Annotated in this window: 14 protein-coding genes; 3 read left to right on the top strand and 11 right to left on the bottom strand. The window is 42.3% G+C overall.

Going from position 1 to position 17,282, the window contains the following annotated elements; translation table 11 throughout:
• Positions 1–40: 40 nt before the first annotated feature.
• The 3 genes from QZR76_RS06120 to QZR76_RS06130 all read right to left on the bottom strand — a co-directional run bounded on the left by QZR76_RS06120 (position 41) and on the right by QZR76_RS06130 (position 2,740).
• Entirely contained in the window at positions 41–712 is a 672-nt protein-coding gene (locus tag QZR76_RS06120) for an RNA methyltransferase (protein WP_294141360.1), read from the bottom strand.
• Between the two features lie 66 nt (positions 713–778).
• A complete protein-coding gene (locus QZR76_RS06125) occupies positions 779–1,048 on the bottom strand; it encodes an HU family DNA-binding protein (RefSeq protein WP_294141362.1) in 270 nt (89 codons plus the stop codon).
• 144 nt (positions 1,049–1,192) lie between these two features.
• The gene (locus tag QZR76_RS06130; RefSeq protein ID WP_294141364.1) at positions 1,193–2,740 is read right to left on the bottom strand and encodes an FAD-dependent oxidoreductase; all 1,548 of its coding nucleotides are present in this window, start codon (positions 2,738–2,740) and stop codon (positions 1,193–1,195) included.
• Positions 2,741–2,865: 125 nt separating this feature from the next.
• On the opposite strand from QZR76_RS06130, the gene QZR76_RS06135 reads away from it, so the two are divergent.
• Positions 2,866–3,621, top strand: coding sequence for an SDR family NAD(P)-dependent oxidoreductase (locus QZR76_RS06135; RefSeq protein ID WP_294141366.1), 756 nt, complete (start codon positions 2,866–2,868; stop codon positions 3,619–3,621).
• A 66-nt stretch (positions 3,622–3,687) separates the two neighbouring features.
• Here the strand turns inward: QZR76_RS06135 and pbpC are convergent, their stop codons facing one another.
• The 6 genes from pbpC to QZR76_RS06165 form a co-directional block, all read right to left on the bottom strand.
• Positions 3,688–6,060, bottom strand: coding sequence for a penicillin-binding protein 1C (gene pbpC, locus QZR76_RS06140; RefSeq protein WP_294141370.1), 2,373 nt, complete (start codon positions 6,058–6,060; stop codon positions 3,688–3,690).
• 31 nt (positions 6,061–6,091) lie between these two features.
• Complete coding sequence (fmt, locus tag QZR76_RS06145) at positions 6,092–7,048, bottom strand: methionyl-tRNA formyltransferase (protein ID WP_294141372.1); 957 nt, start codon at positions 7,046–7,048, stop codon at positions 6,092–6,094.
• Positions 7,041–8,495, bottom strand: coding sequence for an LptF/LptG family permease (locus QZR76_RS06150; RefSeq protein WP_294141374.1), 1,455 nt, complete (start codon positions 8,493–8,495; stop codon positions 7,041–7,043). Before QZR76_RS06150 ends, fmt begins: the two co-directional genes overlap by 8 nt.
• Positions 8,496–8,614: 119 nt before the next feature.
• Positions 8,615–8,992 (bottom strand): START-like domain-containing protein, encoded by a 378-nt coding sequence (locus QZR76_RS06155; RefSeq protein WP_294141376.1) that lies wholly within the window; start codon positions 8,990–8,992, stop codon positions 8,615–8,617.
• Positions 8,993–9,046: 54 nt separating this feature from the next.
• On the bottom strand, positions 9,047–10,360 hold the full coding sequence (locus QZR76_RS06160) for a YihY/virulence factor BrkB family protein (protein WP_294141378.1): 1,314 nt from the start codon (positions 10,358–10,360) through the stop codon (positions 9,047–9,049).
• A 122-nt stretch (positions 10,361–10,482) separates the two neighbouring features.
• Entirely contained in the window at positions 10,483–11,760 is a 1,278-nt protein-coding gene (locus QZR76_RS06165; RefSeq protein ID WP_294141380.1) for a cysteate synthase, read from the bottom strand.
• Between the two features lie 373 nt (positions 11,761–12,133).
• On the opposite strand from QZR76_RS06165, the gene dnaK reads away from it, so the two are divergent.
• Together dnaK and QZR76_RS06175 are read left to right on the top strand one after the other, a co-directional pair.
• Entirely contained in the window at positions 12,134–14,047 is a 1,914-nt protein-coding gene (gene dnaK / locus QZR76_RS06170) for a molecular chaperone DnaK (RefSeq protein ID WP_294141382.1), read from the top strand.
• Between the two features lie 515 nt (positions 14,048–14,562).
• Positions 14,563–14,910, top strand: a complete 348-nt coding sequence (locus QZR76_RS06175) for a DUF3795 domain-containing protein (RefSeq protein WP_294141383.1) — start codon at positions 14,563–14,565, stop codon at positions 14,908–14,910.
• Positions 14,911–15,091: 181 nt separating this feature from the next.
• Here QZR76_RS06175 and lpxA read toward each other — a convergent pair whose 3' ends face one another.
• Both lpxA and QZR76_RS06185 read right to left on the bottom strand, forming a co-directional pair.
• Positions 15,092–15,871 carry an acyl-ACP--UDP-N-acetylglucosamine O-acyltransferase gene (gene lpxA / locus QZR76_RS06180; protein WP_294141385.1) on the bottom strand — a complete coding sequence of 260 codons (780 nt, stop codon included), beginning with the start codon at positions 15,869–15,871 and terminating at the stop codon, positions 15,092–15,094.
• Between the two features lie 17 nt (positions 15,872–15,888).
• The gene (locus QZR76_RS06185; protein WP_294141387.1) at positions 15,889–17,274 is read right to left on the bottom strand and encodes a TolC family protein; all 1,386 of its coding nucleotides are present in this window, start codon (positions 17,272–17,274) and stop codon (positions 15,889–15,891) included.
• Between the last annotated feature and the right edge of the window lie 8 nt (positions 17,275–17,282).

Consider the following 17,282-nt stretch of genomic DNA (forward strand, 5'->3'; position numbering starts at 1 on the left):
GTCTCTGTTTTTTGTTGGTATATTTTTACTTTTCTATCTATTATTGAAAATTAAAACGTTCCAAGATTTGAACGGAAGCTTTAACAGCATGTTTATACCAGGTAAACAACACCCGGTAACGCTCCTCTTCCGGCAAATGCCATTCGATATCACTTTTTCTAAGCCTTTGTACAACACTATACATCAGTAAAGCCGCACACACACTAACGTTATAACTTTCCGTAAAACCGTAAATAGGTACCTTTACAAACTCATCCGCTTCAGCCAATACCTTATCGGATAAACCCGTCAATTCCGTTCCAAAGAAAAAGGCCATTTTTCCTTTATGCAGATCCAGATCATCAATCAACTGATCTTTCTCGTGAGGCGTCGTAGCCACAATCCGATAGCCTTGTTCCCTCAATGTCCGGATAGCCGACATCGTATTATCCTCCGTATTGCGGTGACGATGCAACGTCAACCATTCCATCGCTCCCATAGAAATCTCGGAATTATCCTCAAATTTATTCTCATTTTCAATCACATGAATATTCTGGACTCCAAAACAATCGCACGAACGCAAAACAGCACTACAATTGTGTTGCTGATACAAATTCTCCAAAACAACCGTCATGTAGCTCGTCCGCTCCATACTTAAACGCCGGAATAAATCATTTCGATAATCTGTTACAAACTGGCTTAAATACTCTACTTGTTCTTTGATCGTATGCATATGGTCTACTCTAAAACAAAAGAAGGGTGCTGAATCCAACACCCTTCTTTTTATGGTTCTCAATAATTATAAGCCTTCTGCCAATTCTGCACCAGCTTTAAATCTTACCACCTTCTTTGCAGGAATCTGAATCGTTTTACCAGTCTGAGGATTTCTTCCACTCCGGGCACTTCTCTCTGATACAGAGAATGAACCGAAACCTACTAATGCAACCTTCTCGTCTTTTTTCAAAGATTGACCAACTGTTTCAACAAAAGCTTCCAAAGCTTTTTTGGAATCTGCTTTACTTAAACCTGCTTTTACTGCAATCGCATCTATTAACTGAGCTTTGTTCATAACAAAAAATTTTAGGATTAGAATAATAATATAATCTTTATGCTTTGACAAATGTAGGGAATTTCTGCAGGAATACAAATTTTCTGATAAAAAAACAAAAGACTTTTAGCACGAGCATGTTAATATATACTAAAATCACCCCATTTAGAGAGTAATTACCTCCGCACACCCCTCTCCGTCCATGGCCGCAGATACAATTCCCCCGGCATAACCCGCTCCCTCCCCACAGGGATAAAGACCTTCAATCTCCGGATGGACCATCCGCTCTGTTAACCTGGGAATCCTCACCGGAGCCGATGTTCTGGTTTCTACTCCCAAAAGAAGAGCATCTTCATGAATAAATCCCCGGGATTTTCGTCCAAATTGTTCCAAACCTGCAAGCAGACGTTGGTATATCAACCGAGGAAGCCATTCTCCGAATAAAGTCGGTCTCAATCCGGGTTTATAAGAAGATTTAGGAAACGATGTACTCTCTTTATTCGTCATAAAATGAATCAATCGCTGAGCAGGAGCTACTAATTTTCCCCCACCCTCTCTCCAAGCCCGATATTCCAAGTCTTTTTGAAACTCCATACCACCAAAAAGACCGGTATACCGTAACTCTTTCAACTCTTCTTCCCCAATGGAAGTCACAATGGCAGAGTTCGCCCAAGCTGTATTCCGACCCGAAGAAGACATTCCGTTCACAACCTGCTGCTCCGGCCCCGTACAAGCAGGAACAACAACACCGCCGGGACACATGCAAAAAGAGTATACTCCCCGACCGTTGATATTAGCCACGAAACTATACTCTGCAGCCGGCAAGAAATCACCGCGTCCGGCAGGATTATGATATTGAATCCGGTCAATGACCTCTTGAGGATGTTCCAAACGAAGTCCGACGGCAAATTCTTTGGCAAGCATTAAAACAGAACGAGCCTGCAACATGCCATATACATCCCGGGCAGAATGTCCAGTTGCCAAAATAACTTGGTCGGCCAATACCTCTCCCTCGTCAACCGACACTCCCTTCACCTTATTCCTTTCAATCAAAATATCCTTTACGCGGCTATTAAAACGCACTTCTCCGCCGTAACGTTCAATAGTCTTACGGATATTAACTATAACGCCGGGCAATTTATCCGTTCCTATATGAGGATGAGCGTCAATCAATATGGACTCGGAAGCACCATGATATACTAAAATCTCCAATATACGGTTTACATTTCCCCGTTTCTTGGAACGAGTGAATAATTTACCATCCGAAAAAGTTCCGGCACCTCCTTCTCCAAATCCATAGTTCGAATCAATATTTACCGATCCTGTTTTATAAAGTTGATTCAAATCCTTTTTCCGTTCCTCCACACTTTTTCCCCTCTCCAACACAATCGGACGCATGCCTTTTTCAATCAGCCGCAAAGCAGCAAAAAGACCGGCAGGACCGGCTCCCACCACAACAACAGGACGAGCTTTCGACACATCCTTATACATCGGCATAAACTGTCGCTCCCGCTGCTCTACTTCATCGATAAAAACTCCCAGTTTTAACTGCATCATCACTCGCTTCTGCCGGGCATCGATAGACTTTTTAATCACCTCCGTATGCTTGATCCGCCCTCTCTCCACCTGCAACATGCTTACCAACAAATAGAGTATCTTTTCCCTGTCGTGAGCCTCTTCCGGTGTTACTCTCAATTCTACCTCTTTATACATAAATCATTTTATAAATTACCCAAACACTAAAGGCACGAAAATAGATATTTTATAACGAGAAACTTTCACAAAACTTTAAAAAAATCATACCTTCGCATAATAAAACCAAATATATACAATATATCATGAATAAAATAGCATTAATCACCGGAGCTACTTCCGGGATTGGAAAAGCAACAGCCATAAAATTAGCTGAAGCCGATTTTGACCTTATCATTACGGGACGAAGAGGCGATCGTCTGCACACTTTAGAAAACGAACTACAAAAGAAAGGAGTTCAGGTAATAGCCCTTCACTTCGATGTCCGGAATCAGGCGGAAGTAAAACAAGCCATCTCCTCCCTACCGGAAGCATGGAAAAACATAGATGTACTCGTGAATAATGCCGGACTTGCAGTAGGGACCAGCCCCATTCAAGACGGTCTGGTGGAGGATTGGGAAAGAATGATCGACACGAATGTAAAAGGTCTGCTTTATGTAACCCGCGAAGTCGCTCCCCTTATGATAAAGAATCAAAAAGGACATATCGTAAATTTGGCCTCTATTGCGGGAAAAGAAGTATATCCCGGAGGTAATGTATATTGTGCCACCAAACATGCCGTAGACGCTTTATCCAGGGCTATGCGAACCGATATGTTGAAATACAATATCAAAGTAACCAATATAGCACCGGGAATGGTGGAAACGGAGTTTTCCATCGTACGTTACAAAGGAGACGAAAAAGCAGCCCAAAACGTATATAACGGGATGACTCCTTTGACAGGAGAGGATATCGCGGAGACAATCGTATTTGCAGTTACGCGCCCCGCTCACGTATGCCTGAACGACATTTTAATTATGCCTACCGCTCAGGCTAATTCCAGGGATGTAAACAGAAAATAATTATTATCCCTGTAAAATAAAACGGGATTGCCTTTCCCGGCATAGCCCGTTTTATTTTTTACGACATCATAAATTTTCATCACCTTTTACAACATAAAAAGGTTGACGCAATGTGTTTCCTACCGCATCTACCAAATAAAGTACGTGATAACCGGAAGTCACGTTAATTTCTATCTGGTGTTGGTTACGAGTCATTCCGACGTATTCGTCATCAATATGCCAATACACCTTCATCGAAGGCTCCCGGTGAGCTATCTCAAAAACAACCCCTTTGGATTTTCCACCCAAGTCTTTAGGAATAAAAACTCTTAATCCTCTTTGCGGATAGATCATCTCCATTACCTCATCTTCCGACTTACAATCCTCCCGCTTGGGAGGCATCCGGAGATAGTCCGCATGAGTCTGGGAATAATACCATTCCTGAGCCGGAGAAAGCACGAACCAGGGTACCGTTTTAATTCGATAAGCAGGTTCACAATCAGCATCCACCCGAAAGGAGCCGCTTCGATCCAGGTGAATCAATCGATGGTAGGGGCATAATACCGTTTTCATACCGCTTTCGTCGATCCACAGGGTATCAACCTCCGGACATATATCGGAGGCCCGGTAACCACTCTTACGACACGTAACAACCGGTATCATCTCCTCCTGCGGCTTATAAAATCGGGCCGTATTCCGCAACAAGGCGGCAACCTCGAATAACACGGGAGCGGCGGCTCGTACACCGATCAAACCTGCACGACCTTCCCCGTCGGCATTTCCGACCCAAACCCCAATAACATAATCCGGAGTTACACCTACCGCCCAAGCATCGCGGAAACCAAAACTGGTACCCGTTTTCCAGGATAATGCCATTGATGAAGCAAAATTTTTCCAACCTATCTCCATATCCGGTCTCTCTACATTCTGTAATGCCTGAAATGTCAACCAGACAGAAGCCGCATTCAAAACTTCACATCTCCCCTCTTTCTGCACCAAAGGTCCGTCTGCCCACAGGTGTAATCGAGCAAACTCTCCCGTGTAATAGCTACCGTCGTTCGTATTATAATGATGCAGGATGGAAGCCATTCCCCCGTATAAATTACATATATCCCATAAAGAACATTCGGCCCCTCCCAAGATTAAACTTAAGCCGTAATTATCCGATTTCCGGGTTAGTGTCGTGATGCCCATTCGTTTCAGATTATCATAAAAGTGTTCGACCCCATACTTCTGAAGTAAACGCACGAACGGAATATTCAAAGACATGGACAAAGCCTGATCGGCAGGCACTACCCCTTGAAATTCTTTGTTAAAATTAGACGGCACGTACCCTCCAAAACGAGAAGGAATATCAGACAATAAAGTCTTTGGTAAAATATCACCCGAATATTGCATCAAAGCATATAGAGCGGGCTTCAATATACTCCCTGAACTTCGGTTAGAAGTAATAATATCCACCTGATTACCACCATTTTCTCTCACCTTGGGACTATTCCCCACGTAAGCTCTGACTTCTCCCGACGGTATATGTCCCACCAATACTGCCGCATTATAAATATGATTGTGTTTCAGTATGTCAATATGCCGTTTAACGATCTCATTCACCTGACCTTGCAATTCCGCGTCAATTGTCGTTCGACCGATCTCTCCCCGACGGTATTTATAAGCTTTTGTTAATACATGAGGAGCTATACACTCCGTGTTATATATTTTTCCAGGTAAAGGTTCCGCTATCGCCAACTCCAGATCCTCCCCGCTAAACCTTCCCTCCCGGTATAGTCTACGTAACAAATCATCTCTTTTCTTTTTCAAAAGAGTCGTATTCTTTCCAGGAAAGATTAAAGCCGGAGCATTAGGTAATACAGCCAACAAACAGGCCTCACCCCAACTTAACTCGTTAGGTTTGCGATTGAAATATTTCAAAGCTGCTGCTTCCAAACCCACGATATTACTTCCGAAAGGAGCGTGTGCCGCGTATAAATTCAGTATTTCCCATTTCGTACAACTTTGTTCTAAACGAACAGCCAACAACATCTCAATGATCTTTTCAGGAATCGTACGAGGAGGATTACGACGGGCCAAACGGACAACCTGCATGGTTAAGGTACTCCCTCCGCTCACGATAGAACCGTTCTTTACGTTCAACCATAAAGCCCGAACGATCGCAAACGGATCGACACCCCGATGCAACAAAAAATATTTATCTTCAAAACTTAACAGAGCCGTCACATATTTTTCGGAAATGATATTTTTCCCCGGTATCCGGTACTGGCCGTCATCCGCAACGGTAATCCCCATCACCTTTCCTTCCCGATCCAAGACCATCGTGGAGTATGGAACTGTAAACAACGGAGCGGGTAATAATAAATACCAAAAAGCAACAAATACTCCTCCTATCACGACAATAGGTATCCACGCTTTTCGAAATAACTTCCGGCTTTGTATTATTCGTCTCATTGCCACACCTAACCGGTCCCATCGATCTAATTTATAATAGATAATCTGCTATGCGGAATCCCCGCAAGAATTCTTCGGTCGCCATTCGTTTCTTCCCGGAAAGTTGCAGCTCTTTCACTTCTATATACCCCCCCTTCACATAGAACCGAATAAAATTTTTACCATCCGTATCAAGACTTACCGGAGAATCATGTTCCAGCAATTTCCGTTCCACCTCGAATAATTTTACCGATATCACCTCGCCCGTCACCTTATGACGCAATTCCGTCCATGCGGCAGGAAAAGGAGAGAGTCCCCGTATATGATTATAAATCCGATCCACTTCCCAGTACCAATTTATTCTCATATCTTCTTTAAAAATTTTCGGAGCCTGTTTGGGTTCGCGCCCCTGCAACAAAGTCGCCTGATCCGTTAAGGGATAATGACCTTCGGCTATGGCATCGGCAGTCTTTAAAAGCAGATCCGCACCTGCCTCCATCAAACGGTCGTGTAACTCCCCGGCTGTCATCTTCTCATCGATTTCCACTTTTTGCTGAAAAATGATACATCCCGTATCTACTTCATGTTTCAACAAAAAGGTAGATACTCCGCTATAATGTTCTCCGTTCATGATAGCCCAATTGATCGGGGCAGCACCGCGATAATCCGGCAACAGGGAAGCATGTAAATTCACCGTTCCGAGTGGAGGCATATTCCATACGACCTCAGGTAACATTTTAAAGGCCACCACAAACTGCAAATCAGCCCTCAAGCTCTGCAATTGTTCTAAAAAAGACGGATCTCGAAAACGCTCCGGTTGCAATACCGGTAAACGATGAGCCACAGCATATTTCTTTACAGCCGATTCCTGAAGTTTTTGTCCTCGTCCGGCTGGTTTGTCCGGGTTGGTTACGACCCCGACAATCTGGTGTCCCGCTTCCATTAATCTTTTCAAGGGAAGAACTGCAAAATCAGGAGTTCCCATATATACAATTCTCATCTTATGCATTCTTCTTCTTTTTAAAAAATCCTACGATTTTCTTTACAAAATTCGCATAAGCCTCCGTACTCATTACCGCAGAATCGGTCATCGCCGTATAAGTCAGGAATGCACCTAACGGTAAAAGGATCAAAGAAGAGATCCACATCCCTTGCCAAGGCTCCAATACTCCCTCTCTGGCCGCCCGTTCACCCATCATCCAGATGATGTAATAGACGATAAACAAGAAAATAGAAACCACGACCGGCATTCCCAATCCCCCTTTACGGATAATTCCTCCCAAAGGAGCCCCTATGAAGAAAAAGATAAAACAGGCAAACGAAAGAGTAAATTTCCTATGCCATTCGATCTGGTGTCTCCGGATCGATTCTTCCCGGGCGGAAATATAATTCAAATCATTCCAATGATACTGTTTGGCAGCACGGGCATACTCTAAAGCACGATCCAGCATTCTTTTCTGCTCTTTCACATCGAAAGAAGCATATAAGCTATCCAGACTCTGCATCTTACCTTCCGTTTCCTCCCGCAAAATACTGTCCCGCTTAGCACTTCTTACCCGTTCTTTTATATAACTATTAGACAACATACCGTTGGCATCCGTCTTCTTACGAAGTTTCAAACTCGTTTGCAACGAATCTATAGTTCCTTCGAGCTGCCTTATACTCAACATATTATATCCACCCCTAAAATTATCTTCATTTGTCCGCGAAAACTCATTCCCCGATAAAGGAATAGAAAAATACTGTTTATCAAACTCTACGCGTCGAAAAGGAAATGTAGCCCGGTTATTCGATTTCAACCCCTCATCGGTACTTGTATTGCCATGGAAAAGTTCCACTTCCATATAAGTTCCATCGGGACTGGCCTCCATTCGTCCGGAATCGGCAATGGTTACCTCGTAATTTTTAGACAAACCGGTATGATTGTAAATCATCATTTTATACATCATTCCCGTCTCTTTATCTATCTTATCCACCTTAATGCTGTAATTCTCGATATCGTTTATAAATACCCCCTCTTTTAGCGACAATTCCGGCTTCTGCCGTTTGATATCATATAAAAGACTTCCTGCTTTCAGATTAGCATATGGTAAAACGTTATTCGAAAAGAAAAAAGCCGCAATGGTTAAGATGACAATCAATACAATCAAAGGTTGCATGATCCGGTACAAAGAGATTCCTGCAGCTTTTAAAGCCGTCAACTCGTAATTTTCACCTAAACTCCCGAAAGTCATAATAGAGGCCAATAAAACAGCCAATGGCAATCCCATCGGGACTAAAGTCATAGAGACATAAAACAACAAGTGAGCAATAACACTCCACTCCAAGCCTTTCCCCACAAGATCATCAATATACCGCCATAAAAACTGCATGATCAGTACGAACATACTGATGAAAAAGGTGGCCACAAACGGACCGATATAACTTTTTAACACGAACAGGTGTAGCTTCTTCATCTTTAGCACCTTATTTTGATTCATTTACTTTTCTATCCGATACTCCCCTAAAGGATTCACAAAGATAAAAAAATAACTGTCCATCCCCTTCACTTTTCTATTTTTCCTTTTATCACCTGTCAGGCCCCAATCGTACGATGGAGCATTTCGATTTGTTTATTCCATAACTCGACCTCATCCGCTTCCTCATCATTATCCACGAAATCAGTAATAATTAAAGCCACTTCTTCCGTCAGAGGCTCCACATGAAGTGAAAACTCGAGGTATTCATCAGGTTCTTCCGCATCTTCCCACACGAACCTTACAAATACATTTTTCTTCATATCCACCAACTTAGCTTGTCTTTCAACACCATCCCACACAAATGTAAAGAGATCACCTTTATATTTCACATCATCGGAAAACCACTCGGATAACCCTGCAGCGGTACTGAGACGAGAGAATAAAACCTTTACCGATGATGAGAAAAGATACTCTAATTCGACTTTTTTCCTCATATCTGAATATATATTTGACCGACAATATATACAAATTTTACCACATATACAAATTCATGCTAATTTATTCGCGGAGAACTCCGCACGTATCGCTTTTGAAAATTGTTCTTTCCACTCTTGGTCTTTACTCTCTTCTACCCTTGAAAGATTCAGGATAATTTCCGCCACGGAAAGCCTATGAAAATCTGAAGCGGGATAATAATAGTAATCGTCGTCTTCCTTGGCAACTACAAGAATATGGCGATCTATCAACTCCTCCAATACCAATCTCAATTTTCCGGTATTCATCCTCATCTCTTTGTTAATCATCGTCAGGCTGGGGCCCCCCTCATTGTTCACGTATACTTTTGCCACGTACTTTACGACCCGGATAGCATGTTCCATAGTCTCCATCCAACCGGAATCCCCGATCAACTCGTTTTTATACATAAAATGCCGATTCCGCAAGATATAACACAACTCCGTTCCCCACAGGACAACACACCAGCTTAACTGCAACCACACCAGCAATAAGGGTAATGCTGCCAAACTTCCATATATGGCATTATAAGAAGTTACTCCTATCTGAAAGCGAATATAAAACCATTGAACTATCTGATAAACGGTCCCCGCTACCATTCCGGCAATAAAAGCATGCTTAAACTTTACGGGAGCCGCTGGCATAAACATGTACAAAAATATAAATAACATCCACACCAACAGATAAGGTAGAAACTTAAACAAGCGCAACAAATAATCGCCTAAAACAGGAAATTCCGATTTCAAGTCGGTTCCCATAAAAACATTCAAACTACTGATTAAAATGATCAAAATCGGAACAATAAAAATAATAGACAGGTAATCCGTAAACATCCGGCGTATACTTCTTCCTTTACGAATCCCCCATATCCGATTCATGGTCAGCTCCGTACTATTTAATACCTTAATAACCGCCCAGAGCAGGATAACGATTCCAAAACCCGTAACGACCCCTCCTTTGGCATTGGCAATGGCACTATTGGCATACTCCACTATCGTAGAAGCCAGATCCGCATTATTAGGGAACTGTCCTTTAATCAATTCTTCCAGCGAAGTCCCTACTCCAAACCCTTTGGCAATTGCAAAAGCCAAAGCAACAATCGGAATAAAAGAAAGAATAGAATAAAAAGTCAACGCGGAAGCCGATACGTTACAAGCATCCTTCAAAAACCGATTGATGGAGACAATCAATACGGACAAAGATTTTTGTAACAACTCCACGATAATAAACCGATGCTGACGATCCCGTCTCAACACGGCATAATGATGATCAAGATCCGATAAATTTTCAAAATTACGGATGATCTTTCTTACCTTTCTCCTCCAATCGTCAATTTTTACCTGATTCATATCTTATATATCTGCTTGTTCCTTCTGACCACTTTATAATTTTCAAAATTATAAAAAAAAAGATATTCAAAAAAGGGCTTTTTTGAATATCCTTTATTATCAATAAACAATCTCTTCTTTCCTTAAAACAGTAACTCGGACACTCTCTTTTTCACGTCGGAAGCATCCGCATCAATCGGGAAAACGATATCCGGTTTTTGTAAAACAATCGTATGCTCTTGCTTATAACGTCCGATTCCTCCTCCCGTAATATTTAACATAACAATAGCTTCACTTTCAACCTTTTTGTCACGCACGGCTTGTATTAGGGTAGCCGTAGCCACGGCTGCTGCAGGTTCGATATCAATTCCCTCCAGCTTCTCAAAAATAGCCTTCGCCTCAAGGGCTTCTTCATTGGATGCCAATAACACGTCTCCGCCTGTCGCTTTCAATGCATCATATAAACCACCCTTTAAAGAATAAGGAGGTTTCCGATTGGAAAGTACTTTGGCACACATCTCCTCCACCTGTCGACGAGCCATATTTTCATCCAAAGGCAACATCTCCCGGGAATCGGCCCTCCAAGCGTCATATATGGGAGTGAACGGAATGTTCTGGGAAACCATCAATTTCATCAGATTTTTTCCGAAACGACCGTCTTTTATAAATCTTTTGTTCGCCTCCCAGGCAGCAATAGCACCGGTTCCGCTACCTACCGCCTGAAAATAATAATCGGGAATTTTTCCGATCTCCAACACGGCAGAGAGTACCGTAGTTCCCATGCCGTCGCGACGAGCCACATTCTTAGCACCTCCTTCCGGATAAAAATCCTCCAACTCACAAACAATATTAGAGAGACGTATCGAATCGAAATAATCACTTCCCGACTCCGTGCAAATCAATTTTACGCAATCATTCCACGGTTTATCCGACCAAATAGAATCCAAATTATCCTCGGGTACACACAAAAGCAAAGGAATATGGTTATCGGAACACACCCGCCCAAAAGCACGAGCCGTATTTCCGGCAGAAGCCACAACCATCACCTTCCCCCCATTCCGATTCGTACGAGCACAAACAGCATAAGCCTCACACTCCTTAAAAGAACCGGTATTCATCTGTGCCCCTTTTTCCGGCCAATAACCGTTAAATGTAATGTAAAGATTCGATAACCCTAAATATTTGGCCAATCCTTCACTCCGATAGGTTACGGGAGCTCCGGAACCATCCAAGGTCCGACAAATCGGTAACCAATTAGCGTATTTATAGATGCCCGGTAAATCATTCCTCACCTCTAACTGATTCTTTGCATAATTAGCAAAAATTAAAGCAGCCCCGTCTTTATGCGGACAATCCAACTCCCATTGTTTGTCTTCAAACGTTGTCCCGCAGCATGCTGATTCCAATTGATATCGTGTCATAGTTTTTTACCCATGAATTAGTACATTTCTTTCCGTGTACAAAATTAAAGCATTTCGATACTTCAAAATAGGGTATAAATACCACTTTTTTCAATTTTTCCCGATTATATGATAAATAATAAAAATGAAATCGTCGAATCGTGTCAAATTTTTAGTGAAATCGGGAACAAAATGTCTCGACCCGAGTTTTTAAAATGACTTTATGTCAGGAAATATGACATATAAAATAAAATTAAGGAAACAATTTTATGAAAAAAAGTGACTTTTAGAAGATGGCACAACGTTTGATAAAAGATAAATGTTCTTTGAAACTATTCAAAGAGAAGATACGATAAACTAAATACGAAACAATAACATTAATAATATTATAATTATGGGAAAGATAATTGGTATAGACTTAGGAACCACGAACTCCTGCGTTGCAGTGATGGAAGGTAATGAACCGGTGGTAATACCTAATAGTGAAGGTAGAAGAACAACTCCCTCTATTGTGGCATTTGTTGACAACGGAGAGAGAAAAGTTGGAGATCCTGCAAAACGTCAGGCAATCACAAACCCGACGAAAACGATATATTCTATCAAACGTTTTATGGGTGAAACCTATGATCAGGTAGAAAAAGAGATTAAACGTGTCACGTATAAAGTGGTAAAAGGCGATAACAACACGCCGCGTGTTGAAATCGGCGATCGTAAATACTCCCCGCAAGAAATTTCAGCGATGATTCTTCAAAAAATGAAAAAAACGGCGGAAGACTATTTAGGTCAGGAAGTAAATGAAGCGGTTATTACCGTACCGGCCTACTTCAACGACGCCCAACGTCAAGCCACGAAAGAAGCCGGAGAGATTGCCGGATTAAACGTGAGACGTATTATCAACGAACCGACGGCTGCCGCCCTGGCTTATGGTTTGGATAAACAAGATAAAGACATGAAGATTGCCGTATTCGACTTGGGAGGCGGTACTTTTGATATCTCTATTCTGGAATTGGGCGACGGCGTATTTGAAGTAAAATCAACCGATGGCGATACTCACTTGGGTGGTGATGATTTCGATGATGTTATCATCAACTGGTTGGCCGATGAATTTAAAAAAGACGAGGGTGTCGACATCCGAAAAGATCCGATGGCACACCAACGTTTGAAAGAAGCTGCAGAAAAGGCAAAAATCGAATTATCAAGTTCAACTTCAACGGAAATCAATTTGCCGTATATATTTCCGGTTGACGGAATTCCAAAACACTTGGTAAGAACCTTGACAAGAGCCCAATTCGAACAATTGACAGATCACCTGATCCAAGCAACCATTGAACCTTGTCGCAGGGCGTTGAAAAATGCCAACATGACAGCATCCGACATCAGCGAAGTTATTTTAGTCGGAGGTTCAACCCGTATACCCGCCGTACAGAAGAAGGTGGAAGATTTCTTCGGTAAGGCTCCGTCCAAAGGTGTAAACCCGGACGAAGTAGTCGCCGTAGGTGCCGCCATCCAAGGTGGAGTGTTAACGGGAGAAGTAAAAGATGTATTGTTGTTGGACGTAACCCCGCTTTCATTAGGTATCGAAACCTTAGGCGGAGTGATGACTAAATTGATCGAAGCCAACACCACGATTCCGACCAAAAAATCAGAAGTATTCTCCACGGCTGCCGATAACCAACCGTCAGTAGAGATACATGTACTGCAAGGAGAACGTGCGATGGCGAAAGACAATAAAACAATCGGTCGTTTCCATTTGGACGGACTACCACCAGCCCCGCGCGGCATACCTCAAATCGAAGTCAGCTTCGATATCGATGCTAACGGTATATTGAAAGTATCCGCCAAAGACAAAGCTACCGGAAAAGAGCAATCCATCCGTATCGAAGCTTCCTCCGGTTTGTCCGAAACCGACATTAAGAAAATGAAGGACGAAGCTGCAGCCAATGCAGAAGCGGATAAAAAAGAGAAAGAGCGTATCGATACCATCAATAAAGCCGATAGTATGATCTTCCAAACCGAAAAACAATTGAAAGAGTTTGGTGATAAACTACCCGCTGACAAGAAACAACCGATCGAGGCTGCATTGCAGAAACTGAAAGATGCTCATAAAGCACAGGATATCGCTGCTATCAATTCTTCTATAGATGAATTGAACAATGTATTCCAAGCTGCATCTCAAGAGATGTACAATGCACAACAACAGGCCGGAGCTCAGGGACAGCAAGATGCTCCTCACACGGAACAACAGGCCCCGAACAACGGCGGAAAAGATCAGGAAGTAACCGACGTAGACTTCGAAGAAGTGAAATAAAGCTTAAATAAAGTCTTAGCATCAATAAAATCCCACGATAAATTTTCGTTTACCGTGGGATTTTTTATTGTTTTAAGTCGACATACCCGATCAGCCTATCATACCATAATCGAGATCGTAACCATTTGCCGACTTAATTTTTATTTACCATATTTAATCCGGAAAAATACGGGTGGGATATTCTCTGTTCATGTAAGTAGCCGGAACGGTCTGTTCACCCGGATACTGGTTTTTATTGCAGCTTCGTCGGAAAGCGGGATCAGAAAATATAATAAACTGAAAAATAGTTCATTACAACCCGTATTACATTGTAAATATTTATTATCTTTACCAAAAGATTAAAACGGGACTAATATCTATCTTGCTTTTGCATGGATTTCTGTAAACATATGAAAATTAACAATATCATGACAGAATCAAAAATAGATCAAATTGCTTAGTCCTTTTACAGCAGAAGGAATAGACTATCTCTGCCAAAAATTTCAGAGTTCATATCATCGTGAAATAACCAAATGATGAAACAATTAATCGCATGTTGCGGATTAGATTGCGAAAGTTGCGATGCCCGCATAGCTACTGTCGAAAATGACAATGAGTTAAGAGAAAAAACCGCCCAAAAGTGGAGTGTAATGAACAATGCACCGGAGATTACGGCAGCAACCATAAATTGTACGGGTTGTCGTGCAGACGGAGCAAAATTCACGTATTGCAGCGATTATTGCGAAATCCGCCAATGTGTATATGAAAAAGGGTTCAATACCTGCGGAGACTGTAACGAATTGGATAATTGCCGGATCGTTCGTCCTATTTTTCAAAATGTTCCCGGCGCAAAAGAAAATCTTCTGTCTTCGGCAACTACCTGACGACAAAACGAACCATACACATCACGAAAAAGAGACGGGAGATCCGAACCCGGAAGCCGGACTATTATGGTTCTGATCGAAACCATACGGGATTCTTTGTAGGAGAAAACAAATTGTTGCAACTCCTAACGCATTGAAAACGTCGAGGAGTTGCAACAATATAAAAATTTATCCGCCGCACTTATAAGGTAGCCCCTATAATGCCTTTCGAAGATTGTTCGATAAAATCTAATACGTACTGTATTTCCGGACCGATCGTTATCATTCTCCGTATTTGATTCAAAGCATTCTCAAGACTGGTTCCGCATTGGTAAATCTGACGATAGGCTTTAGCAATATCATCGATAGTCGTCTCCGACAATTTACCCTCTTTTGCCAACAGAATAGCATTGATACCGTAATAGGCAATCGGATTATGAGCTGCCACAATATAAGGAGGTACATCCTTATTGGCACGACATCCGTCTCTTACAAGACTCCAACTTCCGACACGGCATCCGTGCTTGAGAATAACCCCGCTACCCAATATAGCGTAATCGTCTACAATACAATTCCCTGCCGTTTTCGTGCCGTTTCCCAGAATACAATTGTTTCCGATATGAGTATCGTGAGCCAGATGTACACCTTCCAAAAGGAAATTTCCATCTCCGACGATCGTACAATCCGTCGGGTAAGTTCCTCGATTAAGAATCACTTTTTCCCGAATCGTGTTATTATTTCCTATTTTTAAAATCGTATCATCCCCCTTAAATTTAAAATCCTGAGGGGTGGCACCGATAATAGCCCCCTGGTACACGATATTATTCGTTCCCATACGGGTACCGCTTAAAACGCTAACATAAGGCATAATGGTACAACCATCACCGATCTCTACATTTTTATCTATGTATGCAAACGGATGTATGGTAACACCATTCCCGATTTTCGCGTGCGGATCAACATAAGCTAATGGACTAATCATAATAATGTATCTTTAAGTTAGTTTGTTCTTCCTCCGCCCAAAGCATGATAAAGATTCACGACCGCCTGCATGCGTTGAAACTGATCGGAAACCTCCGAAAGTTGAGCATTCAATAACGATTGTAAAGCGGTTAACACTTCCAAATAGGTCGAAGTTCCGAACGTTAGTAATTCTTGTGTATAATCTACCGATTTCTCGAGAGAATTGATCTGCTTGGTTCGCTGAACTATTTTTTGTTCAGCCGTCACATATAAATTAAGCGCATCACTCACCTCGCTTCCCGCGTTCAATATAGCTTGTTCGAAGCTTAGTTTTGCCTCTTCCTGTTGAGCCTTGGCTATCCTTAACCGGGCTAAATTAGCTCCCCGGTAAAACAAGGGTTGTGTTAGTGAACCGATTGCAGAAGCAATCATTTTTCCCGGGTTCACAATTACGCTTCCGGCCTGGTTCGTCCAACCCAGAGTCCCGCTAATGGATAGTTGGGGATAAAAAGCGGAACGAGCTTCATTAAGATTATAGTAAGTACCCGCAAGAGCCATTTCTGCGGCTTTTACATCAGGACGATTGGATAAAAGCTGAATGGGAATACCGGCATTCAGCAAAGTCGGTAGTTGCTGGTTATCCATTTTTCCCCGTTCTATATACTGAGGAGCCTGACGCAATAACAGAGACAAAGAATTCTCCGTTTCTCGAATTTGATTCTTTAAATCCGCTACGGAAGCAAGGATCATGTAATAATTAGCTTCACTTTGAACAACTCCCGCCTCATTGACCACGGCAGCCTCCTTCAAGGCCTTCATAGTCACTACATTCTTCTCCCATAAAACAGCAGTCTCCTCCGTGATCGCCAATTGCTTATCAAGCATAAGCAACATGTAATAATAGTTAGCGATGGCAGCAATAACCTGGGTCTGTACCGCTTGTTTATAGGCTTCACTCTGCACAAGAGCCGCTTTAGCCGCACGCTTCGTATTAAGCAATTTCCCGAAAAGATCAATTTCCCAACTTGCCGTCGCCGGTAACGACCACGTCCAGTTACCGCGATTCTTATCGAAACTGCTCACTCCTCCCTGCGGAGATAAACCAAAAGAGGGAAAATAAGCCAAACGAGAAGTCATCAAACTTGCCTCCGCCTCTTTCACCTTCAGCATAGCCGTTTGTAAATCCGTATTCCTCTCTAACCCTAAACGGATAAGGGTTTGTAATTGAGGATCGGTAAAAACCTGATCCCATGGCAAATTTCCCATATTCGTCGTATCGGAAACCAACGTATCGTTAACGGCAACAGGATCCCGGTATAAACCCCGAGTATCCACTTCGGGACGACTATATTTTTTGTATATGTTACAACTACTTAAAAGAGCCGCAATACATAACGGATAGATTATGATCTGTATTTTCATTTTATTTC

It is taken from the genome of uncultured Sanguibacteroides sp. (genome assembly GCF_900543425.1).
Lineage (GTDB): Bacteria > Bacteroidota > Bacteroidia > Bacteroidales > Marinifilaceae > Gabonibacter.

Bases quoted from the DNA above. Each gene is read 5' to 3' on its own strand.
- QZR76_RS06165 (WP_294141380.1), bottom strand. From the start codon at position 11,760: ATGACACGATATCAATTGGAATCAGCATGCTGCGGGACAACGTTTGAA.
- dnaK (WP_294141382.1), top strand. From the start codon at position 12,134: ATGGGAAAGATAATTGGTATAGACTTAGGAACCACGAACTCCTGCGTT.
- QZR76_RS06175 (WP_294141383.1), top strand. From the start codon at position 14,563: ATGAAACAATTAATCGCATGTTGCGGATTAGATTGCGAAAGTTGCGAT.
- fmt (WP_294141372.1), bottom strand. From the start codon at position 7,048: ATGCATAAGATGAGAATTGTATATATGGGAACTCCTGATTTTGCAGTT.
- QZR76_RS06185 (WP_294141387.1), bottom strand. From the start codon at position 17,274: ATGAAAATACAGATCATAATCTATCCGTTATGTATTGCGGCTCTTTTA.
- QZR76_RS06160 (WP_294141378.1), bottom strand. From the start codon at position 10,360: ATGAATCAGGTAAAAATTGACGATTGGAGGAGAAAGGTAAGAAAGATC.
- QZR76_RS06155 (WP_294141376.1), bottom strand. From the start codon at position 8,992: ATGAGGAAAAAAGTCGAATTAGAGTATCTTTTCTCATCATCGGTAAAG.
- QZR76_RS06135 (WP_294141366.1), top strand. From the start codon at position 2,866: ATGAATAAAATAGCATTAATCACCGGAGCTACTTCCGGGATTGGAAAA.
- QZR76_RS06125 (WP_294141362.1), bottom strand. From the start codon at position 1,048: ATGAACAAAGCTCAGTTAATAGATGCGATTGCAGTAAAAGCAGGTTTA.
- QZR76_RS06150 (WP_294141374.1), bottom strand. From the start codon at position 8,495: ATGAAGAAGCTACACCTGTTCGTGTTAAAAAGTTATATCGGTCCGTTT.
- lpxA (WP_294141385.1), bottom strand. From the start codon at position 15,871: ATGATTAGTCCATTAGCTTATGTTGATCCGCACGCGAAAATCGGGAAT.
- QZR76_RS06120 (WP_294141360.1), bottom strand. From the start codon at position 712: ATGCATACGATCAAAGAACAAGTAGAGTATTTAAGCCAGTTTGTAACA.
- QZR76_RS06130 (WP_294141364.1), bottom strand. From the start codon at position 2,740: ATGTATAAAGAGGTAGAATTGAGAGTAACACCGGAAGAGGCTCACGAC.
- pbpC (WP_294141370.1), bottom strand. From the start codon at position 6,060: ATGAGACGAATAATACAAAGCCGGAAGTTATTTCGAAAAGCGTGGATA.